The sequence below is a fragment of the Pseudomonas sp. NPDC007930 genome, assembly GCF_042958985.1.
Classification (GTDB): Bacteria; Pseudomonadota; Gammaproteobacteria; order Pseudomonadales; family Pseudomonadaceae; genus Aquipseudomonas.
This window is the reverse complement of the sequence record NZ_JBIBKC010000004.1, coordinates 112925-136681: the sequence shown is the minus strand read 5'-3', so window position 1 is coordinate 136681 and position 23757 is coordinate 112925. Positions and strand designations below refer to the sequence as shown.

Annotated in this window: 23 protein-coding genes and 2 pseudogenes; 8 read left to right on the top strand and 17 right to left on the bottom strand. The window is 60.5% G+C overall.

Translation table 11 applies throughout. The annotated features are described in order from the left end of the window. Window positions 1–78: 78 nt before the first annotated feature. Genes ACFZCE_RS10985 through ACFZCE_RS10970 form a run of 4 tightly spaced genes read right to left on the bottom strand, consistent with a single transcriptional unit; the run spans window position 79 to window position 3792 of the window. Complete coding sequence (locus ACFZCE_RS10985) at window positions 79–855, bottom strand: TIM barrel protein (protein WP_390938809.1); 777 nt, start codon at window positions 853–855, stop codon at window positions 79–81. Then, window positions 852–1589 (bottom strand): SDR family oxidoreductase, encoded by a 738-nt coding sequence (locus ACFZCE_RS10980; protein ID WP_390938807.1) that lies wholly within the window; start codon window positions 1587–1589, stop codon window positions 852–854. The genes ACFZCE_RS10985 and ACFZCE_RS10980 overlap by 4 nt, the downstream gene beginning before the upstream one ends. A 13-nt stretch (window positions 1590–1602) precedes the next feature. Further along, complete coding sequence (locus ACFZCE_RS10975; protein WP_390938805.1) at window positions 1603–2922, bottom strand: D-galactonate transporter; 1320 nt, start codon at window positions 2920–2922, stop codon at window positions 1603–1605. Window positions 2923–2958: 36 nt separating this feature from the next. After that, the gene (locus ACFZCE_RS10970) at window positions 2959–3792 is read right to left on the bottom strand and encodes an amidohydrolase family protein (RefSeq protein WP_390938803.1); all 834 of its coding nucleotides are present in this window, start codon (window positions 3790–3792) and stop codon (window positions 2959–2961) included. A 130-nt stretch (window positions 3793–3922) separates the two neighbouring features. Here ACFZCE_RS10970 and ACFZCE_RS10965 point away from each other — a divergent pair, with 130 nt between their 5' ends. The 7 genes from ACFZCE_RS10965 (at window position 3923) to ACFZCE_RS10935 (ending at window position 9355) form a co-directional block, all read left to right on the top strand. After that, window positions 3923–4864, top strand: a complete 942-nt coding sequence (locus ACFZCE_RS10965; protein WP_390938801.1) for a LysR substrate-binding domain-containing protein — start codon at window positions 3923–3925, stop codon at window positions 4862–4864. 43 nt (window positions 4865–4907) lie between these two features. After that, window positions 4908–5801, top strand: a complete 894-nt coding sequence (locus ACFZCE_RS10960; RefSeq protein WP_390938799.1) for a LysR substrate-binding domain-containing protein — start codon at window positions 4908–4910, stop codon at window positions 5799–5801. 94 nt (window positions 5802–5895) lie between these two features. Next, complete coding sequence (locus ACFZCE_RS10955) at window positions 5896–6153, top strand: AbrB/MazE/SpoVT family DNA-binding domain-containing protein (RefSeq protein ID WP_390938797.1); 258 nt, start codon at window positions 5896–5898, stop codon at window positions 6151–6153. After that, on the top strand, window positions 6150–6497 hold the full coding sequence (locus ACFZCE_RS10950) for a type II toxin-antitoxin system ChpB family toxin (protein WP_390938795.1): 348 nt from the start codon (window positions 6150–6152) through the stop codon (window positions 6495–6497). The genes ACFZCE_RS10955 and ACFZCE_RS10950 overlap by 4 nt, the downstream gene beginning before the upstream one ends. A 267-nt stretch (window positions 6498–6764) precedes the next feature. Then, entirely contained in the window at window positions 6765–7769 is a 1005-nt protein-coding gene (locus tag ACFZCE_RS10945; protein ID WP_390938793.1) for an ATP-binding cassette domain-containing protein, read from the top strand. A 22-nt stretch (window positions 7770–7791) separates the two neighbouring features. Next, window positions 7792–8460: an ABC transporter permease subunit gene (locus ACFZCE_RS10940; protein ID WP_390938791.1), complete on the top strand. Its 669-nt coding sequence runs from the start codon at window positions 7792–7794 to the stop codon at window positions 8458–8460. A gap of 34 nt (window positions 8461–8494) precedes the next feature. After that, window positions 8495–9355 carry a MetQ/NlpA family ABC transporter substrate-binding protein gene (locus ACFZCE_RS10935; RefSeq protein WP_390938789.1) on the top strand — a complete coding sequence of 287 codons (861 nt, stop codon included), beginning with the start codon at window positions 8495–8497 and terminating at the stop codon, window positions 9353–9355. Between the two features lie 193 nt (window positions 9356–9548). On the opposite strand, the gene ACFZCE_RS10930 is transcribed toward ACFZCE_RS10935, so the two are convergent. The 9 genes from ACFZCE_RS10930 to ACFZCE_RS10890 form a co-directional block, all read right to left on the bottom strand. Next, on the bottom strand, window positions 9549–11921 hold the full coding sequence (locus tag ACFZCE_RS10930; protein WP_390938787.1) for a DEAD/DEAH box helicase family protein: 2373 nt from the start codon (window positions 11919–11921) through the stop codon (window positions 9549–9551). Between the two features lie 437 nt (window positions 11922–12358). Continuing rightward, window positions 12359–13612, bottom strand: coding sequence for a ribonucleotide-diphosphate reductase subunit beta (locus ACFZCE_RS10925; RefSeq protein WP_390938785.1), 1254 nt, complete (start codon window positions 13610–13612; stop codon window positions 12359–12361). A gap of 315 nt (window positions 13613–13927) precedes the next feature. Then, complete coding sequence (locus ACFZCE_RS10920) at window positions 13928–14527, bottom strand: putative adenosine monophosphate-protein transferase Fic (protein ID WP_390938783.1); 600 nt, start codon at window positions 14525–14527, stop codon at window positions 13928–13930. Then, on the bottom strand, window positions 14524–14694 hold the full coding sequence (locus ACFZCE_RS10915) for a YhfG family protein (RefSeq protein WP_390938781.1): 171 nt from the start codon (window positions 14692–14694) through the stop codon (window positions 14524–14526). Before ACFZCE_RS10915 ends, ACFZCE_RS10920 begins: the two co-directional genes overlap by 4 nt. Window positions 14695–15045: 351 nt before the next feature. Further along, window positions 15046–15756 (bottom strand): hypothetical protein, encoded by a 711-nt coding sequence (locus ACFZCE_RS10910; RefSeq protein ID WP_390938779.1) that lies wholly within the window; start codon window positions 15754–15756, stop codon window positions 15046–15048. Window positions 15757–15841: 85 nt separating this feature from the next. Continuing rightward, window positions 15842–16741, bottom strand: a complete 900-nt coding sequence (locus ACFZCE_RS10905; RefSeq protein WP_236690505.1) for an SIR2 family protein — start codon at window positions 16739–16741, stop codon at window positions 15842–15844. A gap of 1061 nt (window positions 16742–17802) precedes the next feature. Then, window positions 17803–18183 (bottom strand): hypothetical protein, encoded by a 381-nt coding sequence (locus tag ACFZCE_RS10900; protein ID WP_049860736.1) that lies wholly within the window; start codon window positions 18181–18183, stop codon window positions 17803–17805. A 322-nt stretch (window positions 18184–18505) separates the two neighbouring features. Continuing rightward, entirely contained in the window at window positions 18506–19498 is a 993-nt protein-coding gene (locus tag ACFZCE_RS10895) for a beta-propeller fold lactonase family protein (protein ID WP_049860737.1), read from the bottom strand. A 158-nt stretch (window positions 19499–19656) separates the two neighbouring features. Then, on the bottom strand, window positions 19657–20553 hold the full coding sequence (locus ACFZCE_RS10890; protein ID WP_049860738.1) for a LysR family transcriptional regulator: 897 nt from the start codon (window positions 20551–20553) through the stop codon (window positions 19657–19659). Window positions 20554–20670: 117 nt separating this feature from the next. Here ACFZCE_RS10890 and ACFZCE_RS10885 point away from each other — a divergent pair, with 117 nt between their 5' ends. Then, complete coding sequence (locus ACFZCE_RS10885) at window positions 20671–21840, top strand: TDT family transporter (RefSeq protein WP_049860739.1); 1170 nt, start codon at window positions 20671–20673, stop codon at window positions 21838–21840. An 8-nt stretch (window positions 21841–21848) separates the two neighbouring features. Here ACFZCE_RS10885 and ACFZCE_RS10880 read toward each other — a convergent pair whose 3' ends face one another. The 4 genes and pseudogenes from ACFZCE_RS10880 to ACFZCE_RS10865 form a co-directional block, all read right to left on the bottom strand. Then, window positions 21849–22451, bottom strand: a complete 603-nt coding sequence (locus ACFZCE_RS10880) for a uracil-DNA glycosylase (protein WP_049860740.1) — start codon at window positions 22449–22451, stop codon at window positions 21849–21851. Further along, a pseudogene (locus tag ACFZCE_RS10875) lies at window positions 22451–22602 on the bottom strand (inorganic pyrophosphatase); the annotation flags it as partial. The gene ACFZCE_RS10880 and the pseudogene ACFZCE_RS10875, both read right to left, overlap by 1 nt. A gap of 83 nt (window positions 22603–22685) precedes the next feature. Continuing rightward, entirely contained in the window at window positions 22686–22910 is a 225-nt protein-coding gene (locus ACFZCE_RS10870) for a hypothetical protein (protein ID WP_296253016.1), read from the bottom strand. Beyond that, window positions 22907–23757 (bottom strand): annotated as a pseudogene (locus tag ACFZCE_RS10865) (chloride channel protein); the annotation flags it as partial. The gene ACFZCE_RS10870 and the pseudogene ACFZCE_RS10865, both read right to left, overlap by 4 nt.

The window sequence follows — 23757 nt, the reverse complement described above, 5'->3', positions numbered from 1 at the left end:
CATGCATGAAACCAGCAGAGCTCACAGATTGATCCCCTCTATGAAGCCCTGAAATGGCTCAAGTGAACAGCACTACGCCTATGCCGGGCGAGGCACCATCAGCCGCTTGAACAACACCTCCACCGCGACCCCCGGCATCGGCACCTCCACACTCACCCGCACCTCCCGGGGCAGCGCGGCCATCAGCGCCGCCAGCGGCAGCTCGCCTTCCCCGGGCGGCAAGCGCCCCTGGCGCGCTTCCTGGATGATCAACGCCTCCGGCGGTGCCTGCAGCGGCGCGTCGCACAGTTGTACGTCCTTCAACCAGGCCGGGTTCAGCGCCGCCAGTTGCGCCGGAGTATTGCCCGCGCGGAACAGGTGCAGGGCATCCACCAGCAAGCCGCCATTGCCGTGCCCGGCGGCCTCGAGCACCGCCACCGCCTGTTGCAGGTTGCCGACCACGCGCCAGCGCATGAACTCCAGATTCACCCGGATGCCATAGCCCTCGGCGCGCTCGCAGAGGGCGGCGAAGTTCGCTGCCAGGCGCTGCGCTTCGGGGTCGTCGCCGCTCACCGTGAGGCTCGCCGCGCCAAGCTGGGCGCCGGTCTCGAGCATGGCGTCGAAGGCCGCCACGTTCACCTGCGGGGTCAGCTCGATGAACTCGATGTCGTTCACCGCCACCGGGTACTCCACCAGCGCCTGCTGCAGGGCCAGCAGCTCAGGGCTGCCGGGCCGCAGCGGGTAGGCGATGCCGCCGGCGCTGGCCGGGTGCAGGCGCAGGCCAACGTGGCTGAAGCCGGCCCGCCCGGCCTGGCGCACCAGCTCGGCCGGGGCCAGCGCCAGGGCGCTGAGGTGGGCGATGCCGAGGCCGCTCAATAGGTGGCCCTCCCGCCGCTGAGGTCGAACACGAAGCCGGTGGTGAAGCTGCACTCGGGCCCGGCGATCCAGGTCACCATGTTGGCGATTTCCTCGATCTGCAAAAACCGCCCCATGGGGATTTTCGCCTTGCTGGCGGTGATGTGCTCTGGGGTCATCTCGGCCATCAGCGCGGTTTCGGCCATGGCAGGGGCCACGCAGTTGAGCAGCACGCCGTCCTGGGCCAGCTCCTTGGCCGCCGCCTTGGTGAAGGCGATCACCCCGGCCTTGGCCGCCGAGTAGGCCGAGATGTACTGCACGCCATCCTTGCCGGCCATCGACGCCACGTTGACGATGCGCCCGTAGCCGTGTTCGCGCATGTGCGGGATCACCGTGCGGCAGCCGTAGAACACGCCGTTCAGGTCTACCGCCAGCACTTGGTCCCAGGCCTCGGGCGGGTACTCCCAGCAGGGGATCACCGGGCCGTTGATGCCGGCGTTGTTGACCAGGATATGCACCTGGCCCAGTTGCTCCACCGCCTCTTTGAAGGCGGCTTGTACCGAGGCCAGCGAGGCGACGTTCACCGCCTGGCGCAGCACCGGTTCGAAGCCGGCGTCGGCGGCCCAGCTGTCTACGGCCAGGTCCCAGATCACGATACGGGCGCCGGCCGCGTGCAGGCGCTTGGCGATGCCCAGGCCGATGCCGCGCATGCCGCCGGTGACGATGGCCGTTTGGCCTTGCAGGTAGAGGCTCATGGGGGCTCCTTGGTCAGGGGGTAGTGATGGAAGGCAGGCGCGTGAGGTCACGCACCATGAACAGGTAGCACAGCGCGCCGAGCACGGTGATCGAGGCCACGAAGGCCAGCGCCCAGACGAACGACCCGGTGGCCGAGACGATCAGCCCGATGGTCAGTGGGGTGACGATGCCGGCGGCGTTGGCGAACAGGTTGAACACCCCGCCGGAGAGGCCCAGCAGGCCTTTGGGGGCGATGTCGGAGACGATCATCCAGGCCAGCGCCGACATCCCTTGGGCGAAGTACGCCACGCAGAGGATGGCGATCACCAGCGCGTCGGATTCCACATAGTTGGCCAGCACGATCACCGAGGCGGTGAGCAGCCCGGCGATCACCGGCAGCTTGCGCGCCACGTTCAGCGAGTAACCGCGGCGCAGCAGGGTGTCGGACAACCAGCCGCCGGCCAGGGTGCCGAGCGAGGCGGCGATGAACGGCAGCACCGCGACCCAGCCGACCTTCAGCCACGGCATGTGCCGCTCGGTCACCAGGTAGGTCGGGAACCAGGTGAGGAAGAACACGTTGGTCGAGTTGCAGGCGAACTGCCCCAGGCAGATGCCGAGCATGTTGCGGTGTTTGAGCAGCGCCGGGATCTGCGACCAGGCAAAGCGCGTGGCTTGCTGGCCGCCATCGACCACGCCGCCACCGGCCTTGATGTAGTCCAACTCCGCCGCGTTGGCGGTTTTCGACTGGTGCGGCTCATGGTACTTGCGCCACCACAGCAGGCCGTAGAGCACGCCGACCGCGCCCACCGCCAGCAGCAATACGCGCCAGCCGTAGGCGTGCAGCACCCAGAACAACAGCGGCGAGAGAAACGCCAGGCCGACGTATTCGGCGAAGGTGTAGATGCCGGTGGCGCGGGCGCGCTCGCTCTGCGGGAACCAGGTGGCGACCACCCGGCTGTTGGTCGGGAAGCACGGCGCCTCGGCCGCGCCCACCAGCAGGCGCAGCCCCAGCAGCGAGGCAAAGCCCTGGGCCAGGCCCTGCAGGCCGGTGAACAGCGACCACAGGGTGAGCGCCAGCCAGTAGGTGAGCTTGGTGCCGAGGCGGTCGATGAGGATGCCGCCGGGGATCTGCGAAGCGGCGTAGGTCCAGGAGAAGGCCGAGAAAATCAGCCCCATCATCGCCGCGTTTAGCCCCAGGTCGGCGCTGATCGCCGGCGCGGCGATGCCCATCACGCTGCGGTCGAGGTAGTTGATCATGGTCCCGCCAGACACCAGCGCCAGGATCATGAAGCGCGTGCGGGTGCGGCGGGCGTGGCTAGCGGGGGTGCTGAGCACCCGGGAAGGCGTAGTCATGGCAAAGCCTCTTGTTGTTATGGGTGTGGCGCTGAATCAACGGCCGGTAAAACCGAACAACTGGCGCGGGGTGTGCCACATCACTTGCTGGCGCACCGCGGCATCCGGCATCAAGCGTTCGGCCAGCTTGAGCAGCGGGCCGTAGTCGACCCGCGACGGCTCGCGGATGAACGGCCAGTCCGAGCCCCACAGGCAGGCCTGCGCGCCGAACGCCTCGAGCAGCGCCTGCACGTAGGGGCCGGCCTGGGCCTCGAGGTGGTCGAGGGCGGCGAACTTCTGCATACCCGAGAGCTTGACGCTGGCGCGGCCGCTGGCGGCCAGCCCGAGCAGCGCCTGAAAGCCCGGCTGGGCCAGGCCGCCGGCCAGCGCCGGGCGGCCGCAGTGGTCGATCAACAGCCGCGCGCGGGTGCGCTGCAGCAGCCACTGCAGCTCGGTCAACTGGTCGCCCTGCACTTGGATCTGCGCGAACAGCCCCAGCTCGGCCAGGCGCCCGAACAGCGGCTCGGCGTCGTTCATCACCGCCACCCCTTCGAGCGCCGGGTTGAAGGCAACGCCCACCACGCCCTGGGCCTGCAGCGCCGCCAGGGCGTCGAGGCCGGTGTTGTGCTCGACCACCGCGATGCCCTTGAAGCGCCCGGCGCCGCTGGCCAGGGCGTGCAGCAGGCAGCGGTTGTCGGTGCGGTAGCCGCTGGTGGGGCCCACCAGCAAGGCGTGCTTCACGCCGTAGGCGTCGAGCACCCGTTCGAACTGCGCCTGCGGGGCGACTTCCTGGCCGCTGGGGGCGTATACGGTGCCGTCCCGGTAAGGGAAGTTCAGCGGGTCGAACAGGTGGTTATGGCAATCGATCTTGGGCTCGTCGAAGATGCTCATGGGGCAGGCCTTTGGGCTTTGTTATTGTGTGCCAGCGGTGTTCTGGTGATCTGCCCTTACCCTACAACCGCCAACGCGAATGCGCTCATAGCCAGATGGCGAAAACGATAACCAAGGGTTAAGGCCTACCATGACGACCCCCGAATCCGCCCAGTGGGTGTTCAAGCTGCGGCACATGGAAGTGTTCCGCGCGGTGATGCTCACCGGCTCGGTGAGCGCCGCGGCCAAGCTGCTGTACGTGTCGCAGCCGGCGGTGAGCAAGCTGCTGGCGTATGTTGAAAGCCGCCTGGGCTACCGGCTGTTCGAGCGCATCAACAACCGCCTGGTGCCCACCGCCGAGGCTCACACCCTGTACCGTGAAGTGGAACGGGTGTACCTGGCGGCGCAGGCAGTGAACGAATGCGCCCAGGCCCTGGCCACCCACCCCAGCCGGCAACTGCGGGTGTGCTGCAGCGCCTCGCTGGCCACGGTGTTGATCCCCTTCGCCCTGGCGCGGCTCAAGCGCGACCTGCCGGGGCTGAACATCCAGTGGCAAACCACCTTGATCAGCGACATGCCCGGGCAGATTCTCGGGCGCAAGGTCGACCTGGCGGTGGCCGCCTTGCCGGTGCACCACGACCACCTGCATTCGTTGCCGTTCATGCGCGGGCGGATGGTCTGCGTGCTGCCGCCGGGGCACCCCTGGGCCAGCCGGCCGGTACTGGCGCTGCACGAGCTGGCCGCTGAGCCGCTGTTGCTGTTTCGCAGCGACATGCCCTTTGGCCGGCTGCTGGCCAGCCACTTCGAGCGGCGCGAGCTGCCGTTCAGCACCGTGCTGGATTTCACCAACGCGGTAGAGGCGGTGGCGCTGGTCAAGCAGGGCATGGGCATCAGCATCATCGACGAGTTCGTCGCCCAGGATTGCGGCCTGGTGGTGGTGCCGCTGGCCGAGGAGATTCACTTCGACATCAGCTTCGTCTACTCGCGCTTCGAACCGCTGCCCGAGGTGGCGGTGCAGATGATGCGCGTGCTGTACACCGAGGCGCAGCGGCTGGGCCGGGTGATCGAGGGCTTCGAGTTGCCGCCCGGTTAGGCGGCGTTACACTGGGCGCACTTTTGCCGCCGGGTTCTGAACGATGAAAACCACCCTCGATGAAATGCAGGCCTTCGTGGCGGTGGTCGAAACCGGCTCGATCACCGCCGCCGCCGAGCGCATCGGCCTGACCATCTCCGCCACCAGCCGGACCCTCGCCCGGCTCGAGGACAAACTCGCCACCACCTTGCTGCGGCGCACCACCCGGCGCCTGGAACTGACCGAAGAGGGCGCGGCGTTTCTCGCCAGCGCCCAGGGCATCCTGGCGGCGGTGGGCCAGGCCGAGGAACAGATGGCCGCGCGCCGGCTGCGCCCGGTCGGCCGCCTGCGGGTGGATGCCGCCACGCCGTTCATGCTGCACGTGCTGGTGCCGCTGGCCGAGAGCTTTCGCCAGCAATACCCCGAGGTGCAACTGGAGCTGCACTCCAACGAGGGCATCGTCGATTTGATCGAGCAACGCACCGACGTGGCGTTTCGCATCGGCGCGCTGAAAGACTCGACCCTGCACGCCCGGCCCTTGGGCAGCAGCCGCATCCGCCTGCTGGCCAGCCCCGCCTACCTGGCCCACCACGGCACCCCGGCCGATGCCGCGGCGCTGGCCGGGCATTCGTTGCTGGGCTTCAGCCAGCCAGAGTCACTCAACCAGTGGCCCCTGCGCGGCGCCGACGGCACGCCGCTGCACATCACCCCAAGCGTGGCCTCCTCGAGCGGCGAAACCCTGCGCCACCTCGCCCTGGCCGGCAACGGCATCGTCTGCCTGTCGGACTTCATGACCGCCGCCGACCGCGAAGCCGGGCAATTGCTGGAGGTGTTGGCGGAGCAGGTGCTGGAGGTGCGCCAGCCGATCAGCGCGGTGTATTACCGCAACACCGCGCTGGCGGCGCGGATTTTGTGTTTTGTCGACCATGTGGTGGCGCGCTGGCGGGGTGGGTGGTGAGGGGCCATACATCGATTGCAACGCATTGGGGGTTGCTGGCCAGCAAATTGTTTATACAATGTATCTACTTAATGCGTGGGCCGAGAGGTGTGCCATGGATGTGAAAATTCAGCAGTGGGGCAACAGCGCAGCGATTCGTGTGCCTGCTGCGCTGCTAAGGCAAATGGGTTTGGCGCTGGGGGATGTGCTTCAGGTAGTCACTGCTTCAGCGGAGGAGCTGACGCTGCGCCCGGCCAGGCCGAAGCCCCATTACAGCCTGGCTGAGTTAATGGCCCAATGCGATTTGAACGCGGCTGAACCCGCTGAGTTGGCCCATTGGAATGCAATCAAGCCGGTAGGGCGTGAAGCGTGAAACGAGCCAAGTTTGCCCGCGGAGATATTGTTCGGGTCAACCTGAACCCCACGGAGGGGCGTGAGCAGCAAGGAGACTTCCGCCCAGCATTGGTGCTGACTCCGGCGGCCTATAACGCTACAGGCCTTGCTGTGGTAGCGCCCATTACACAGGGCGGTGACCACGCGCGTTATGCAGGCTTCGCGGTGCCTTTGTGTGGTGGCGGTACGCAAACCCAAGGCGTTGTTCTGTGTAACCAGATTCGCTCATTGGACCTTGAGGCCCGCAAGGCCAAACGCGTCGAGGCTGTGCCTGAGGTCGTCATCGAAGATGCTCTTGCTCGGGTTCAGGCATTGTTTGAGTAGGGCGGGTGGTGACGGCTGGTGAATAAGTTGAGGGCCCTTCGCCCGGCACAGCCGGAGTGCCGGACCACGGCCTCCCACGGGCTCTGTGTTGCCTTGTAAATCAAGCACTAACACAAATCTGGTGGGAGGCCGGCTGTGCCGGGCGATAGGCCCTAAGAGAATGCACCCATAGGTTGGTTATAACCCTAGTCCCAATCGATCATTCAGCGCGCTAGCGCGCCCCTCTATGTTGGCCCCCACAGTGCGTTTCACCACCTGGGAGCCTGCATGACCAGCCCGATCTTCCGCCTGCGCGGGGTGAGCAAAGCCTTCACCCGCCAGGGCACCACCGTTATGGCCCTCGACGGCATCGACCTGAGCGTGCCGCGCGGGGCGTTCGTCGGGGTGGTGGGCACCTCCGGTGCCGGCAAAAGCACCTTGCTGCGCCTGCTCAACCTGCTCGACACCCCCAGCGCCGGGGTCATCGAGTTCAACGGCCAGGACCTCGCCCAACTGAACGCTGCCGAGCAGCGCGGTTACCTCTCCCACGTGGCGACCATCTTTCAGCACTTCAACCTGTTCCACGCGCAAACCGTGCTGGAAAACGTCACCTTCCCGCTGGCAATCCGTGGCGTGGCCAAGGCCGAGCGCCTGCGCCGGGGCCGCGAGCTGATCGCGCGGGTTGGCCTGGAGGGCCGTGAAGGCCACTACCCCTCGCAGTTGTCGGGTGGGCAGAAGCAGCGCGTGGGCATCGCCCGGGCGCTGATCACCGGCCCCCAGGTGCTGCTCTGCGACGAAGCCACCAGCGCGCTGGACAGCCAGACCACGCGGATGATCCTCGACCTGCTGATCGAACTGAAGCACGCCTACGGCTTCACCGTGGTGCTGATCACCCACGCCTGGGAGGTGGTGCGCCACGCCTGCGATACCGCGGTGCTGATCGAGCACGGGCGCATCGTCGAGGCCGGCAGCCTGCGCGAGGTGATCCAGCGCGACCAGTCGGTGCTCAAGGACCACCTGCTGCCGCTGGAGGCCAATGCCGCCTGGCAGCACGGCCCCGACACCCTCGACCTGATCTTCGAACACCCTGAGCAGCAGGCTGGCCTGCTGGCGGCGGTGGGCAATGCATTGGGCATGGACTACGCAGTGCTCTGCGGCCAGGTCGCCCACCTTGGCCAGCAGCCGATCGCGCGCTTTCGGGTGCGCTTCCAGCCGCGCCAGGGCGGCGCCCGGGTCGACCTGCCGCAGGTGCGCGAGCACCTCGCCGCGGCGATGCTCGCCGCCGGCGCCTGAACCGATTTCTGGAGTTGCCTGAATGAACACACTGCCGTGGCAAGACTACCTGCCGGACTTCTGGGCCGCGCTGGGGCAAACCCTGTACATGGTCGCCATCGCCGGCCCGTGCATCATCCTGCTGGGGCTCACCGTGGGCACCACGCTGTACCTCAGCGCGCCGCAGTCGGTCGCGCCACGCCCGGCGCTGTACTACGCGCTCACCACGCTGGTCAACGTGGGGCGTTCGATTCCGTTTCTGATCCTCATCGTGTTGTTGATCCCAGTCACCCGCGCGGCGGTGGGCACCACCCTCGGCCCGATCGCCGCCATCGTGCCGCTGGTGCTGGGCTTCAGCCCGTTCTTCTCGCGGCTGGTGGAAGCGGCGCTGCGCGAGCTCGACCAAGGCCGCATCGATGCCGCCCGGGCGATGGGCGTGACGCGCGTTCAGTTGATCTTCCGCGTGCTGCTGCCGGAGTCGTTCTCCGGCCTGCTCAACGCCATCACCATCGTGCTGGTGGGCACCGTCGAGGGCACCGCGGTGGCCGGCGCGGTGGGTGCCGGCGGGGTGGGGGACTTTGCCATCGAGTTCGGCTACCAGCGCTTTTACAGCGAGCTGATGTTCATCTCGGTGCTGGCGATGGTGATCATCGTACAAACCCTGCAGCTCAGCGGCGATGCCTGGGTGCGCGCGCGCCGGCACAAACGTTGACCGGTTTTTTCGACCTACACAAGGAAACACTGCAATGGGCAATACCCCCGGTAAACGCTTGATCAAAGGCTGGCTGGCCCTGCTCGCGGTGGCGCTGTTGCCCACCGCCCAGGCCGCCGAAGTGCCCAGCACGCCGTTGAAGGTCTACGCCACCGCCTCGCCTCAGGGCGACATCATCAAGTACGTGCAGAAGCTTGCCGCCGCCGATGGCAGCGGCCTCAAGCTGGCGCTGACCACCAGTGGCGGCAGCGGCGCGCTGGATTCCTACGAACTGCTGGCCAACGGCGACACCGACGTGGTGTTCACCGGCCACCAGCCCTATGTGAATGCCTGGAAGGCCGCCCACCCGAAACTGAACAACTTCGACGGCAAGGCCACGGTGCTGGTCAACGCCTTCGGCCTGTATTCGGTGAAGTACAAAACCCCGCAGGCGCTGCCCGACGGCGCGAAGATCCTGGTGCCCAACGAGCAGACCAACCTGCCGCGGGCGCTGTTCATCCTCCAGGACCTGGGCCTGATCAGCCTCAACGTGGCGCACCTGGATGACTCCCCAGCGGCCATTGCCGTGAGCGAAAAATCCATCGTCGCCAACCCCCGCCACCTGCAGTTGATCCCCACCGACACGGTGCTGCGCGCCAAAGCCCTGCCTGACGCCGACGCCAGCTTCATCAACGGCGACGTGGCGCTCTCCAACGGCGTCGACCCCGCCCAGGCGCTGGTGCGCGAGCACAGCACCGCCAACCCCTACGCCAACCTGATCTACGCCCGCAACGAACAGCTGCAAGACCCGCGCGTGGCGCTGCTGGCCGAGTACCTCACCGGGGCCAAGGTGAAGGCGTTTATCGACGAGCATTACCGGGGGTTTGTGATTGCTGACCAGAAGCTGTTGCGGTGAGGGTATTGGCCTGACTGGCCCATCGCCCGGCACAGCGGCTATGCCGGGCGATGGGCCAGTCAGGTCATGCGCTCGGTAAAACCACCTAAAAAATCAGGGCTTTTTATCCTCAATCAGCGCTTTGATTGCTTAAGTGAACAGCATTAGGGCTGTGCCGGGCGATGAGCCCTTAGGGTCACCCCAGGGCCGGCGGCTACAACAACGACATCGTCCCCACCCCATCCACCAGCCTGTAGCCCATGGCCCGATAGCCCGCCTTGCGTTTTTCCCACATTCGCAACAGCGCGACATTGCCCTCGTCCACGAAGTCGACCACCTGCACGTCGGCCTTGGCGGCGTGCGCCCGATGCAAGCGGCCAGCGTATTGCTGAAGGATGCCCCGCCAGGAAATGGGCATGGCCAGCACCAGCGTATCCAGCGGCGGATGGTCGAAGCCTTCGCCAATCAATGTGCCGGTGGCCAGCAGCACCCGGGGCGCTTTTGCATCCAGGGCCTCCAACGTGCTGATCAGTGTTGCCCGTTGCTTCTTGGGCATGCGCCCGTGGAGGGTGAAGAGGTTGGCAACGTGTGCGTTTAGCGCGGCGTCCAGCGCTTCGACATGTTCTGTGCGCTGGGTGAGGACCAGCACCTTCCTGCCTTGGCTATAAGCACGCACCACTGTGGTCACGATGGTTGAGGTCCGCGCCGAGTCTGCTGCCAGTTGCCGGAAGATGTCCTGGATCCCCGCCCCCTCAGGTGCGTGTATTGGGCCGGGTAGTACACGGGGGATCACCGACAAGTCGTGCGGTGCGCTCTCTGGCCGCGCAGCGGTGTGGCGGATGGGGCCGCACTGCATGAAGATGATCGGTTGCTGCCCATCACGGCGTACCGGGGTGGCGGTAAGACCTATCACATAGCGGGCCGGTGCACTACGCAGCAGGGCTTCGAACGACACCGCCGAGAGGTGGTGGCACTCGTCGACGATGATCTGCCCATAGCCTTTGAGCAGGTCGCTGATCTCGCCTTTTCGTGTCAGCGATTGCATCACGGCGATGTCGATCTGGCCGGTGAGCTTGGGTTTGCCGCCGCCCAAGGTACCGACCACTTCTTTACCGGCACCGAGAAATGCCTGCAGGCGCTCCTGCCACTGCCTGAGCAGTTCAGTCCTGTGTACCAGGACGAGCGTGTTAACGCCGCGCCTGGCGATGAGCGCGGCGGCACTGACGGTTTTACCGAAGGCGGTAGGGGCACAGAGGATGCCGTTGTCGTGAGCGTACAAGGCGTTGACAGCCGCCTCTTGGTCCGCGCGCAGGGTGCCCATGAATTCGACCCTGAGTGGGCTACCCGAGAAGCGTTCATCCTGGATCGACGGGGTGATCTGATGGGTTTCAAGCAAACGCTGCACGGCATCCCAGCAGCCCCGCGGCAAGGCGATGTGCAGCGGGAAATTCTGCGCACAACCGATCACCCTTGGCTTGTTCCACACCGACAGGCGCATGGCCTGGGCCTTGTAGAAGTCTGGATTCTGAAAGGCTGCGAGGCGGATCAGTTGATTGGCCAGTGGTTGAGGCAGCTGTGCTTTTTCGAAGTAGATGAGGTTCGCCAAGGTGATGTTCAGCACTGTCGGCAGTGGACCCATGAGCTTTTGCGCTGACGGCGGTTGATCCTTCCATGGCTCGGCGTTGGTTTCGTCGTCCTCTACGTAGGCGACTGCCACTGGGTCCCGGTTACCGATGGCCTGGGTGATGACTGCCTGGATGTTTTCGGGTGCCATCCGCTTCAGAGAAGCGAGAAAAGCCCACTGATCGGGGTGGGGCGTTAGCGACTCGTCGACGAATACGCTTCGATGAAGAGCCCTGGCGCGCTTTTGCAGCGGCAATGCGATCAGGTTACCGAAGCCGCCCCTAGGCAGGGTGTCCTGGTTGGGAAACAGCCTGTCGTAGGAGCTAAACGCCAATTGCCGGGTACGCTCACAGGCGTGGCTAATGATGGCCGCGCCCAGCCGGCGGGCGTCGCTGGCCGCGACCTTGTTTTCAAAAAACACCCAGGCATGTGCGCCGTTGCCAGAGCGTGAGATTTCAAGCGCCACGGGCACGCCGAGCACCTGGCAGGACTGCACGAATGCTCGTGCATCATCGCGCCACTCTGCCTCATCGAAATCCGCCGCGAGAAAGTGGCAAGTGTCATCTGCCAAGAGTGGATACACCCCCACCACCGCAGCACCCGCCAAGTGGCGATAAATGACTTCATCAGTCACCGGGAGCAATTGGCGCTGGTTGCATTCACTGCATTTGATGCGCGGTTTCTCGCAGACGCCGGGGCGCCATTCGTTCGCGCACGCCGGGGCATAGCCCGCCTTGCCGCTCTTGCCTTCCCAACGCAGGGGGTAAACATCGCTACGGCCTTTGAAGAGTTTGCGAAACAGGGCGATCTTGCTTTGGGTGCCGAGGGCGGGCTGTTCTGCTGGCGCGAGCGGTATCAGCTCAGGTTTGGCAGGCGGGCGCCAGTCGATGCCGTGAGCCTCGAGCAAAGCGACCAAGCGGGCGTTTTCGGCTTTTAGCTTCGCTAGTAGAGAGGTATCTGTCACCGTGGATAAGCCTGGTTGGGCGTGTATTGGGGCTAGGTAAGTGTAGTTGCTACCGGCCCTTCGCCCGGCACAGCCGTAATGCTGTTCACTTAAGCCATTTGGAATGATTGTAGGAGCCGCTGGTCCCTCCGGTATCCTGGCTTGCGCGCGCGGGGGGGGCCGACGCGGCGGTGCGAAAAATGAATTGGAATACCCGCAACACCGCGTGTTTATGAGGTATTTCAACGGCATCGTGAGGGCGTGATGAAGTACGCCCTCGCGCGCAAGCCGGGATGCCGGACCAGCGGCTCCTACAGTGTCCTTTTTTGCTTAAGCGAACAGCCTCACGGCCGTGCCGGGCAAAGTGCTCTGAAGCACGGGTTGCGGCGCATAAAAAAACACCCCATGGGCGGGCGCCTCATGGGGTGTTTTTTAGTGCTGGGCCGTGGCCGCCGGGATCAATCCCAGCTCAGCGCGCCACCGGTCTGGTACTCGATCACGCGGGTTTCGAAGAAGTTTTTCTCTTTCTTCAAGTCCATGATCTCGCTCATCCACGGGAACGGGTTGTTGGTGCCAGGGTACTCTTCTTTCAGGCCGATCTGGGTCAGGCGGCGGTTGGCGATGAACTTGAGGTAGTCCTCCATCATCGCCGCGTTCATGCCCAGTACGCCGCGCGGCATGGTGTCGCGGGCGTATTCGATTTCCAGCTGGGTGCCCTGCAGGATCATCTGCGTGGCTTCTTCCTTCATCTCGGCATCCCACAGGTGCGGGTTTTCGATCTTGATCTGGTTGATCACGTCGATGCCGAAGTTCAGGTGCATGGATTCGTCGCGCAGGATGTACTGGAACTGCTCGGCGACGCCGGTCATCTTGTTGCGGCGGCCCATCGAGAGGATCTGGGTGAAGCCGCAGTAGAAGAACACGCCTTCGAGCACGCAGTAGTAGGCGATCAGGTTGCGCAGCAGTTCTTTGTCGGTTTCCGGGGTGCCGGTGTCGAACTCGGGGTCGGAAATCGCGCGGGTGTACTTCAGGCCCCAAGCGGCTTTTTTCGCGACCGACGGGATCTCGTGGTACATGTTGAAGATCTCGCCTTCATCCATGCCCAGCGACTCGATGCAGTACTGGTAGGCGTGGGTGTGGATCGCCTCTTCGAAGGCCTGGCGCAGGATGTACTGGCGGCACTCCGGGTTGGTGATCAGGCGGTACACGGCCAGGGCCAGGTTGTTCGCCACCAGCGAGTCGGCGGTGGAGAAGAAGCCCAGGTTGCGCATCACGATGCGGCGTTCGTCGTCGGTCAGGCCTTCGGCGCTTTTCCACAGGGCGATGTCGGCGGTCATGTTGACCTCTTGCGGCATCCAGTGGTTGGCGCAGCCGTCGAGGTACTTCTGCCAGGCCCAGTCGTACTTGAACGGCACCAACTGGTTGAGGTCGGCGCGGCAGTTGATCATGCGCTTGGAGTCGACGGTCACGCGGGCGGCGGAGCCTTCGAGCTCGGCCAGGCCCTCGGCGATGTCGAGGTCGTTCAGCGCGGCCTTGGCGCGGGCAACCGCGGCGCTGTCGTCGGCGGCGATTTCACGGGCTTCGTGGGCGGCGGCATCGCCGGCGCTGTCGAGCTTGTCGATGCCAGCGGCCGAGGCCTTGGCCTGTTGCGCGTTGCCGGTGGCGGCGGGGGTGTCGGTGTCGTCTTTGTCGAATTCGTCCCAGCTCAGCATGGTGATGTGCTCCTGCTCGAGGGTTACCTGGTAGCAACCGTTGGATGTTTGAAAGAGTGTTCGTCGGCGCCTGAACCGGGCATGCCCGGGTGGTTCAAGCGCCCTGGAATTGTGTTGCCCGGTGCCCTCGGGGCTTCCTGGGCGGGGGCAATTATTATACGGAAAAGCTTCCTCGAATGCGCGTGCGGCTCGGTAAAAAACCGCGCCACCGGCAATCACGGCAGGTAGAGCGTGAGGCAATATGTAGTGCTGCTTATTGACTTGGGGCACACCATATAGTGTTTTTGCCGCCAGGTACAAGCGCCAAGGGAGGGGTTAATCGATGCTGCCACCGATGCAACGCGAGAAGATGCGGGCAAGGGGCGAGTAGTCGCAGTGAACGGCGCTGATATTGGCTTGAATCCATTCGTCGGCGGTTGCCGACCACCAGTTGATCTCAAGGCCGAGATTGATGATCAGGTGGTCAAAGAGCAAGCGTTGTGCACGGCCATTGCCTTCACGAAACGGGTGCACCATGTTGAGTTCGCCAAACACCTCGGCTAGGGCCGGAATTACGGCTTCGCGGGGCTGCCCCTCATACCAGCCTGCCCGTTCCATCTGTGCGAAAAGCTTGTTCCCTTCTGGAATGATTCGGCTGGCCGTACAAAAACGCGTGGTGTCTTTCGAGATGTCCACCGAGCGGCATTCGCCCGCCCAGTCGTAGAGGTCCTGAAACAGCTGTTTGTGCAAGGTTCGCAGATAGCCTCGGCCGTAAGGCGGGGGCTGGAATTCGATTTCTGCGGCCGCGATGCGCGAAAGATCGCGTTCTGCCTCCTGCAAGAGCAGGGCATCCTTCAGGCCCAGGTGATTCCGCAGCACGTCGGTGCCGGGGTAGCAGTAAGGGTCCTGGCCTGCGCCGTATTTATCGATCGTCACGCTTGGCGGTGTTGGCGATAACGCTTGAGCACTTCTTCCCGGCTGGGCAGTGCCTTGCTGGCGTCTTCTTCACTGGTATCGAAGCCTTCGAGCCTCAGGCTGGCCTCGTAGTTGGACCGGCGAGTACGTGCGTAGTAGGCGCGCTTGGCCTCAAGGGATGTAGGCATGGTGAGTGTTCCCCGTCGCTGAACCTTGAGTATACCGCTGATCAAGCAGCCCGGCCATGAACGAAAAGAGGCGCCCGAAGGCGCCTCTGGTCTACCGCTCAGCCCTTATTGGCATAGTATTCATATAGGTCTACGTATACATTCGCACAGGCCAGTGTTAACGGGGATTTCATAAATTCTTAGCCGGTACGCTCAGGTGAAAACGTATACTTTTGGCCTTTTCAGCTTCGTTTTGAGAGTCGAAGTATACGCTTTATCAGCTTAATTTCGAACCCGGATTGGTGTGATGCTCCAGCCCCAAGAGCTGGCCAGTGACGCACTGAATAAAGGCTCCTTGGCTGTGCTACTGCCTCAGTACGCGATACTGACCGGCTCACCCAATCTCCTGTATGCCCAAGATCGGCGCATGACGCCGATGTTTCGCAGTTTCGTGGATTTGGCGATGGCGCGGTTCGGCAGCGAGTAGCCGGTGTGGACTGTTGCATGGTGTCGGGTTTTGACCTGAATCGCTGTCTCGTCAGTTGCTGTGTCTGGATGATAGATCGTCACGGCATGGAAGTTGTAAGCCAGCATGCCGAGGTATGAGTTGCAGAGGCTTTTAAGCGGTTCCAGTTTTTTTGGGGCAAAGCGATAATCATACGGGTCTGGTGCTAGAGCCTTCAGCGTTTCTTCCAGCGCAGACTCGAAATCTGGAACCTCGGTGGCGCAGCGCAGTAGCACATCCTTGAGATAGAGCTCGTCCCCGTGATGGAGGTAGTTTTCGTAGTGGTTGAGCACAGCCCTGTAGTTCTTCTGAAGAGTTTTGTCCTGCAGCAGCTGTGGCAGCGCCCTTAACGCATCAAACACTGGAGTCAGATCAGGCGGACTTGCGACATTGACCTGAATGTTCGTGATTCCGACGTTCACGCTTTTGAGCAGGTTGTTTGCCAATGCGAGCCGAGGGAGAAATTGCCCGTTGGCCGTGCGCCCGTAGACCTCTAACAGAGCTGCCGCGCGCTCGCAGCCTCCTGTGGGAGTTATGTCTGTTGCCATGACTGTGATCTCGCGGTAGTGGGACGTCATCCCCAGAGTCTACGTCAGCGATAAGGTGAGACTACAGCCTCTAATGGTTTATAGCGTTACCCATGCAGGTGGCCGGAGTAATTTCTCAAGCTGTATCATCGGATATCTGTGTTGAGATCCAGCACCCGCGCTGAGCAAGATCGCGGAATTTTCCCCAGTAGGGGCTCGATCCATTATCCCCACGGTTGTGGACATGGCTGATGCCGTTGTAGTCGCAAAGAATCAGCTTCAGGCTTGGGTTGGATTGCAAAGCTGAGTAGATCGGTTCGGAAAGATGGTCATCGTTAAACCCGAATCCTGACACAACTAGGCAGCTATTTGGTTGACGCAAAAACTCCAGAAATCTTGAAAGCAGCTCCAAGTGAGGTTGAAGAAACGCTTGCTGGTATTTTCCTTTTGCGGGATATATCAGGCACGCATTTTCCGGCGTCGGTCGGCTGTCCTCATAGACTTCATGACCCTCTCGGCTCCAGCTGACTGATCCGTGCAGCTTCAGCAGTTGAAAAATGCCTTCAGCAAACTCGTGGCTGTCTGCCTCCCTGCGTACGATGTCGTACGTGAAATGCTTGCCGTCAAACCGGCGTCTGCGGGTGTAAGAAAATCCGTCAATAATGACCATACCCAGTTCCGACGCTGCCGTTTCAAAACACATGTCATAGTTCGTCGTAAACACATTCAGGCGCGGGTCACGAACCCTCCTCCTAGCCAGCTTCTGGAGGAGTTCACGATATGCCGATATGTCTGAAGTGGGCAGGGTAATGAACGTTGAGCAAGCGTGTGGGATGTGCTCCTTCACGCGTGCGACAAACTCTTCAACGACTGGGTCGTCATTGAACGCCAGGTAGGCATCGCACTGTGACAAGAAATGCTCAATGTTCGGATTATCGCGCTCGGCGTAACGGACACGCTCAGTAACCTGCTGGCCAGCAGCTGTCAGCGCATGGGTCTGCGGGTCACACGTCGAGTCTTGCCATAGCGTCCACATGCTAGGCCCGCCTGGGTTACCTAAAGATGTACCGCTTCCAGCAAAAAACCTAAGTTAGGTACCTGAAGAGCAGACGAAAACATCTCGCTAAGCCTATTCCTGTTCGAGCTGATCACATTTTCATCATCAGGCTCGACGCCTTTCAGGACTTGATAAGCCTCAGCTGTCAGCGGCATCCACTCACTAGCACCTGGTGGAAGATATGCCTGCTGCCCTCCGTACGTGGGTGGAAGAGGAATTACAGGCAGTCGTGGTTGAGGGGCAAATGGGGGGGCACCGACTGGCATAGAACACGTTCCTGTGTTGTGAAATAAAAGCCATAAGGCCCCGGCCTTTCAACTGTTCCCAAGCTGCTTGTGTTGATATGTGCTTTGCATCATATCGCAAGCGGACTTGGCGACGTATGGGGGATCGCCAATACCGGAGCCGGGTCAGATGGGGAGTCCATGGGAAACAACTAGACGCCAAATCGTCGATCACATGCAAGCTGGCGAGTGCTGATCTTGCGGTGTCGCTGCTTCTTAAATGAACCTCAACCTTCGATATGTCCGTCCGCAACTCTAACTGCGGCACGCATTGCGTGCAAAACGTCAATTCCCATATCTCCGGTAAGCAGCTTGCACATCAGTCTGGTAGGAGACTTCCAGGACAAAACTTTTCCCCCCTTTTCCGGATGCTGGTAAACCACGGTGTTCAGATGTGCATACGCGTGGATGTAGGCAGCGCTGCTTATCCAGATATGCAAGTGGGCAGGTACGACACGAGGTAAGACGTTCAACGCTAGCCAATCGATCAGGCCAACGGTAACACCGCGCGCCTGAAGCTCCATCGCCAGCATTAGAAGCACTTAGTGTAAAAGGGCTGCTGCCTTGATAGCAGCAGTTTTTCTACCCAGATGATCCGCTTCGGCCACTATAGCGATCAGCGCAGCAAGAGTGTCCACGCTTGCCCTACGTTCGATTTTTTCGAGTAGAACTTGGCGAAAATGTCAAGTGCGTACTCTTCTGGCTTGCGCCACTGACAAAGCCATTGGCGCAAGCCAGCCTATTAATTATTTGACGTTACGGCTTGGCAACGTGCCAGACTTGGTTGACGCCGTCACCGGTTGTATCCCCTGGCTTGGTATCTTTGACCCAGCTGTAAAGTGGCATGCCTTTGTATGCCCATTGTTTTGTGCCATCGTCTCGAGTGACGACAGAGTAATCATGACCCGCTTTCGCATCTGCGGATACCGGCAAAGGTGGCCAGTTTGCAGCGCATGGCCCATTGCAGACCGACTTGCCCGAGGTGTCCTTACCGAAGGTATAAAGAGTCATTCCTTTCGCATCTACGAGTACTTTTCCCTTATCCGTTTCAGCAACCTTGACTGGCGCATCGGCGAACGCCAAACCCGACATGCAGCAGGCGGCAACAGCGACGGAGAGAATCATCTTTTTGAACATACGTATTTCCTTTGGTGTTTTTTAATTTTTAGAAGGCTCACCTGCTATTGGAAACAGCAAGCCATCAGACAGTAGACGAGCCACAAACAGTTTTATTCGACTCTGTAGAAAAAACGTCCCGGTATCATTTTTTGCTGGAATCCTGAGCTCCCCCGACCCTGTGCTTTACTCAATTTAGCAAAGCGACGCTCACGGTCAAGCATCACTAGCTCATCTCGATGAGCGATGGCGATTCATCATCCAGAACTCATCACGTTCACTCATTATTATTCACTTGGTCGTGGAGTATCAGCAGGCCCCCATGAAGGCCTGCGCTGTTCAATCAGTCGGGCTTTAGCGTCGACACCACCTTGTTGCTGGCGAGATCGACTGTGGAGATACTCAAGTCCTCATTGAGGACATACGCCTTCGACTTGTCTTTGGTGAAGACAATGGCCTGGCGGGGTGCCTTCAAACCGGTCACAGTGGTGGTCACTTTCAGCGTTTTGGTGTCGATCACTGAAAGGCTGTTGTCACCGAGGTTACCCGAGTAGACGTGCAGCCCGTCTGGAGTAAGTGCTGCGCCGTAGGGGTCTTTGCCCACCATGACGGTGGTTGTAATGGCGCGTTTTTGAGTGTCGACAACTGCGATGCTGTTACTGCCGCTGTTAGCCGCGTACAGCGTATTGCCGTCCGCCGATATGGAGATGGCGCGCAACTTGTTGAAGCCAGTGATCTCACCTTCAATCATATTGGTCTTGCTGTCGACCAGGGTAATTTTGTCCCCAAGAAAGTTGGTGACATAGACGGTTTTGCCGTCAGGGCTTACCCGGATACCTTGGCGCGGTTGGGAGAAGCCAGGTACCACAGCTACTGGCCGCTGGTGATCAAGGTCAATGACCGACAGCGTGCTGGCCGCTTCATTGTTGACGTAGAGCAGGCTTCCGTCCTTGCTGAGTGTGGTACCAAAAGCACCTGCGCCCAACGGAATATCTGCGATCACTTTCAAAGTCTTGGTGTCAATCTTGCGCACGACCCCCAAACTGCTGTCGGAGAGGTAGAACACATCGCCAGTTGGCGAAAACACAATATTTCGCGGCGTGACGTAGCCGGTGAGAACCTGGCGAACCTTTCCGGTTTTCAAATCATAAACCACTACATCTGGACGCTGACTGTAAGAGACCACCGCCGTCGTTTCATCAGGGCTGAGAGCCAGCGAGTTGTTGTGAATATCGCCGTCGAACGTCCAGCGATCGTCCGCGGCCAACGCGCTCATCGTTGTGGCCAACGCAACACCCAACGTCAGGGCTGTGATGGTTTTCTTTATCACATTCATCAGGGTTTCCTCATAAGGGTAAGCCAAGCATCCACTCGCGCCTTGGCAAAGACAACTCGTTCATCGCTGCAGGGCTATGAGTTGACCTTATGCGTATTTGATAAATTCCGGAAACAACTTGTTTTGGTAGCTCTTACCTGTTTTATAAATAGGTCTGGCTATTTCTGGCTCAAGAACTGACTGCAGCTCTCCCAGAATCGCTCAAGCCCAGGCGATATGAATTTGTCCCGGTGGCGGATCAGAAAAAAACGTCGAGTCAGTGCAGGCAAGGCGTGCGGCAGTTCAACCAGGACTTCAGAGGCCAGTAGATCCCGAACGACCCAGCGGGACAGGCAACTCATGCCGATGCCTTGTGCGAGGGTATGCTTGATAGCCTCTGAACTGCCAATCTGGCGCGTTTCGGCGAGATCGTGCAGATGACGCAGCAGCAATTGTTCGACTTCTTCGCGGGTACCAGAACCTGGCTCGCGCAGTAGCCATTCGGCGGTACGAAGATCATCAAGTGTGACCTGCTGCTTTAGTGCCAAGGGATGCCGTTGGCCTGCGACAATAAGCAACTCATCAACAAGCCAAGGCTCGGCACTGAGTTCGGGCAGGTGGCAAGGCCCCTCGATCAGGCCCATATCAATCTCGAAATCAGCGACTCTTCTTGCGATAGCCATGCTGTTGGCCATGTCGACATCGACCCTCAAATGTGGTGTTGATTGACGCAGCTCACCGAGAATCAATGGCAGAACATAATTGCCTATCGTGGTACTGCATCCTACCCGCAAGCGTGTTTTCAGACCGGCATGGCCTGGTAAGAAACTGGCCTCTATCTGTTGTGCATTCTCAAGTATCCTTCTGGCTTGAGGCAGTAAGGCATGGCCGTTATCGTTCAGCACTAAACGCTTGCCGACACGGTCGAACAGCCTGGTATCCAAGGCGTTTTCCAACTCGTTGAGTGCGGCGCTGGTTGCAGATTGGGACAGTGACACCGAAATGGCTGCGCTGGTGGTGCTACCGTGTTGCGCGACGGCGCAGAAAATTTGTAGCTGACGCAGGCTAAGCTTCAAGGGATCTACCTTCTTAATAGGTAATGTAAACCTATACTATCCGTTTTTACCGCTATGCCCACCAACCTATACTTCAGCCATGTCATATTGACGGCAAACTGAAGCGGGAGCGCGAAAATGAGTGATACACGACTCGCAGCTATCATGGGCGGCAGCCATCCCTTGGCGGCCTTGTCCAATCCACGAGAAGCGATCCGGCAGTTCACACCCAACTGGTTCGCCGCCACGATGGGCACCGGGATTCTGGCTCTGGCTCTGGGCCAACTGCCTTTTGCTGCGCAGTGGCCCAAAGCGTTAGGGGAAGCTTTGTGGTTTTTTAATATCGTGCTGTTTTGCCTGTTCACGCTGATGTACGCGAGCCGTTGGGTGTTGTTCTTCGATGAGGCCAAACAGATCTTCGGCCACTCCACTGTATCGATGTTTTTTGGAACCATCCCCATGGGATTGGCGACCATCATCAACGGTTTTCTCCTTTATGGTTTGCCACGCTGGGGGGATGGGGTAGTCGCTTTAGCGGAAGTGTTGTGGTGGATTGATGTCGCCATGGCATTGGCCTGTGGGGTGCTGATCCCGTACATGATGTTTACCCGCCAGCAGCACAGCATCGATCAGATGACAGCGGTATGGTTGCTGCCAGTAGTTGCGGCTGAGGTGGCTGCCGCGAGTGGCGGTCTATTGGCTCCGCACCTCGCTGACGCTAGCGCACAGTTCACCATGCTCATCACCAGCTACGTGCTGTGGGCCTACTCGGTGCCCGTCGCCTTGAGCATCCTGGTGATCCTGTTACTGCGCATGGCGCTGCACAAACTACCTCATGAAAGCATGGCAGCATCGAGCTGGCTGTCTTTAGGGCCGATCGGTACCGGAGCTTTGGGGATGTTGGTGCTGGGCAACGATGCTCCAGCGATCTTTGCTGCTCATGGAATGGCAAGCATCGGCGTCGTAGCCGAGGGCATCGGCTTGATCGGTGGTGTGCTGTTCTGGGGGCTGGGATTGTGGTGGATGGTATTGGCGCTGCTAATTACCGGGCGCTACTTTAGGGAGGGCATCCCTTTCAACCTCGGCTGGTGGGGCTTCACCTTTCCGCTGGGAGTGTACGCCGTAACAACCCTCAAATTGGGCGCTATGCTGCACCTCACGTTCTTTAGCTTCTTTGGCGTGGCACTGGTGTTGATGCTCACCGTCATGTGGATGATCGTCGCGGCCAAAACCCTGGCGGGTGCCTATCGCGGCAACTTGTTCGTCTCGCCGTGTATTGCCTCACTGAACAAGGCGGGCAAAACCTGAACCTTTGGCTACTCGATCGACTGTTTGGCGTGACGCAATGTGGACAAAATGCGCTGCCTAACATTCGGGTGAGTGCAAACAGAAAGGGGACTGGGGTGTGGCATTTTCAGCAATGAAAAATCAGGGAAGGCGAGCCGAACACGCGGTATGGCTTTCTGGGCAACACGTCCGGCAAATACGATAGTGACGAGATCAGGGAAAAGCGTCAGTAGCGTGATCAGCATCTCGATACCTTCGTCGATTTGCGCTCTGCGGAGCGCACCCTTGGGCTTTTCGAGATCTGGTAGCCAAGGGTACAAATTCCAAAGGACGGTTTCGTGACGTGCCAGTCCAACCTGCTCAATGAAACCTTTGAGGTTGCGTTGTGCAGGCCCCGCATTGTCTCTTGACACGTACCGTGGAAGACTGATCGTTCGAGCGGGCGATTCCAACAAAATCAATACCCTTGCGAAGACGCCACCATCCAGCGGATCGAAATACGGTAATGTTCTTTCGCCCGTTGACTGGGCCGTTACCCAGCGCGTCAATTCAGCAATTTTCGGCAGCAGCAAAAAGTCTTCTCTTTCCTTCAGAGAAATTTCCTGATCTGCGCTCTTCTGATTGAGTAACACTACTTGGAAGCCTCCCTCTGCAGGTTGTACGCCGCTACCGATTCACGAATCTCTTCCCGCACCTCATCTGCGTGACGCCAACGCCCTATCTTCACCCGTTTACCTTGCTCCAGTCCCTTGCAGTTTTCAAAAAATGCTGAATCTGAGCGAGTCATAGCGCGGGAGCTCGCACCCTGCGCAACTCGTCAGCGTGGTTGCACAACGGTGCGCAGCGTTTCATCGTGATGACGCATATCACCGAGCTCTGGGTAATGATGGGAAATGCTTGGCCCGGTAAATAGCCTGCAGAATCGGCTTGAGCATCATCTGCTCAATCTTATCTTTTTGGGCGACTTTAAGAAGGTGTTGGGCAAGCGCGGGCACACTCAGGTGGTGCCAGAAATTTGTAACTCGAGCCCGGCTAGCACCAGGGACATAGAGCTGCAAAACTGTCAGGCGATCTTGGCGATGTCCGGTCATTTCTCTTCCCCTATAGGAGCCACTTTCCGCTCGCTGGCAGATTCACTTTGAGCATGAAATTGCTTGATATCGGAGAGCCGGATTTCCTCCGGCAGAGGACGGTGATGTTTGCTGTGACCCACGCGCTGGGCGTGATAGATCCCGGTATGCCCGGATACGAGGTAACTTGCGATACAGGCAATGGCTGCAAGCGGAGCAATTTCAGGGCCGAAGAGCTCCATGGCCATGACAATGGTTGCCAGTGGCGTATTAGCTGCGCCAGCGAAGACGGCCACAAAACCGATACCAGCCAGCATGCCGAAGGGGAGATGTAAGAGGGGCGCTAGCGCGTTCCCCAAGGCCGCTCCAATGTAAAACAGCGGAGTGACTTCGCCGCCCTTGAATCCAGTCCCCAGGGAGACAACGGTGAACAACATCTTTCCAAGCCAGTCCCAAGGATCCATTGGCATGTGAAAGGATTGGACGATGCTCGGAATGCCCAGTCCGATGTATTTATCGACGTCGATGTAATGGTTACCACTGAGCGCCCACACGGCGACTGCGATCAGCAGGCCTCCGGCGAAGGGGCGTAGTGGCGAATAGGAGATAAGTCGTTTAACGAAAGCTCCGAGCTTATGGGTGGCCGTCGCGAATAGAAGGCCAGTGAGGCCGAAGATAATTCCTGCAGCTACCACAGCCATGACGCTCCAGAGCTGCACGGGAACCACTTCGCCAATGACGTAATGCGTATGAACCACTCCCCAGGCTTGCCCCACTTGGTCAGCAACGATTGCCGCAACCACGCAAGGGAAAAGCGCGTCGTAACGCATACGTCCGATGGCCAACACTTCCCGTCCGAACAAAGCCC

Bases quoted from the DNA above. Each gene is read 5' to 3' on its own strand.
- ACFZCE_RS10980 (WP_390938807.1), bottom strand. From the start codon at position 1,589: ATGAGCCTCTACCTGCAAGGCCAAACGGCCATCGTCACCGGCGGCATG.
- ACFZCE_RS10975 (WP_390938805.1), bottom strand. From the start codon at position 2,922: ATGACTACGCCTTCCCGGGTGCTCAGCACCCCCGCTAGCCACGCCCGC.
- ACFZCE_RS10970 (WP_390938803.1), bottom strand. From the start codon at position 3,792: ATGAGCATCTTCGACGAGCCCAAGATCGATTGCCATAACCACCTGTTC.
- ACFZCE_RS10965 (WP_390938801.1), top strand. From the start codon at position 3,923: ATGACGACCCCCGAATCCGCCCAGTGGGTGTTCAAGCTGCGGCACATG.
- ACFZCE_RS10960 (WP_390938799.1), top strand. From the start codon at position 4,908: ATGAAAACCACCCTCGATGAAATGCAGGCCTTCGTGGCGGTGGTCGAA.
- ACFZCE_RS10955 (WP_390938797.1), top strand. From the start codon at position 5,896: ATGGATGTGAAAATTCAGCAGTGGGGCAACAGCGCAGCGATTCGTGTG.
- ACFZCE_RS10945 (WP_390938793.1), top strand. From the start codon at position 6,765: ATGACCAGCCCGATCTTCCGCCTGCGCGGGGTGAGCAAAGCCTTCACC.
- ACFZCE_RS10940 (WP_390938791.1), top strand. From the start codon at position 7,792: ATGAACACACTGCCGTGGCAAGACTACCTGCCGGACTTCTGGGCCGCG.
- ACFZCE_RS10935 (WP_390938789.1), top strand. From the start codon at position 8,495: ATGGGCAATACCCCCGGTAAACGCTTGATCAAAGGCTGGCTGGCCCTG.
- ACFZCE_RS10925 (WP_390938785.1), bottom strand. From the start codon at position 13,612: ATGCTGAGCTGGGACGAATTCGACAAAGACGACACCGACACCCCCGCC.
- ACFZCE_RS10915 (WP_390938781.1), bottom strand. From the start codon at position 14,694: ATGCCTACATCCCTTGAGGCCAAGCGCGCCTACTACGCACGTACTCGC.
- ACFZCE_RS10910 (WP_390938779.1), bottom strand. From the start codon at position 15,756: ATGACGTCCCACTACCGCGAGATCACAGTCATGGCAACAGACATAACT.
- ACFZCE_RS10905 (WP_236690505.1), bottom strand. From the start codon at position 16,741: ATGTGGACGCTATGGCAAGACTCGACGTGTGACCCGCAGACCCATGCG.
- ACFZCE_RS10900 (WP_049860736.1), bottom strand. From the start codon at position 18,183: ATGTTCAAAAAGATGATTCTCTCCGTCGCTGTTGCCGCCTGCTGCATG.
- ACFZCE_RS10895 (WP_049860737.1), bottom strand. From the start codon at position 19,498: ATGAATGTGATAAAGAAAACCATCACAGCCCTGACGTTGGGTGTTGCG.
- ACFZCE_RS10885 (WP_049860739.1), top strand. From the start codon at position 20,671: ATGAGTGATACACGACTCGCAGCTATCATGGGCGGCAGCCATCCCTTG.
- ACFZCE_RS10870 (WP_296253016.1), bottom strand. From the start codon at position 22,910: ATGACCGGACATCGCCAAGATCGCCTGACAGTTTTGCAGCTCTATGTC.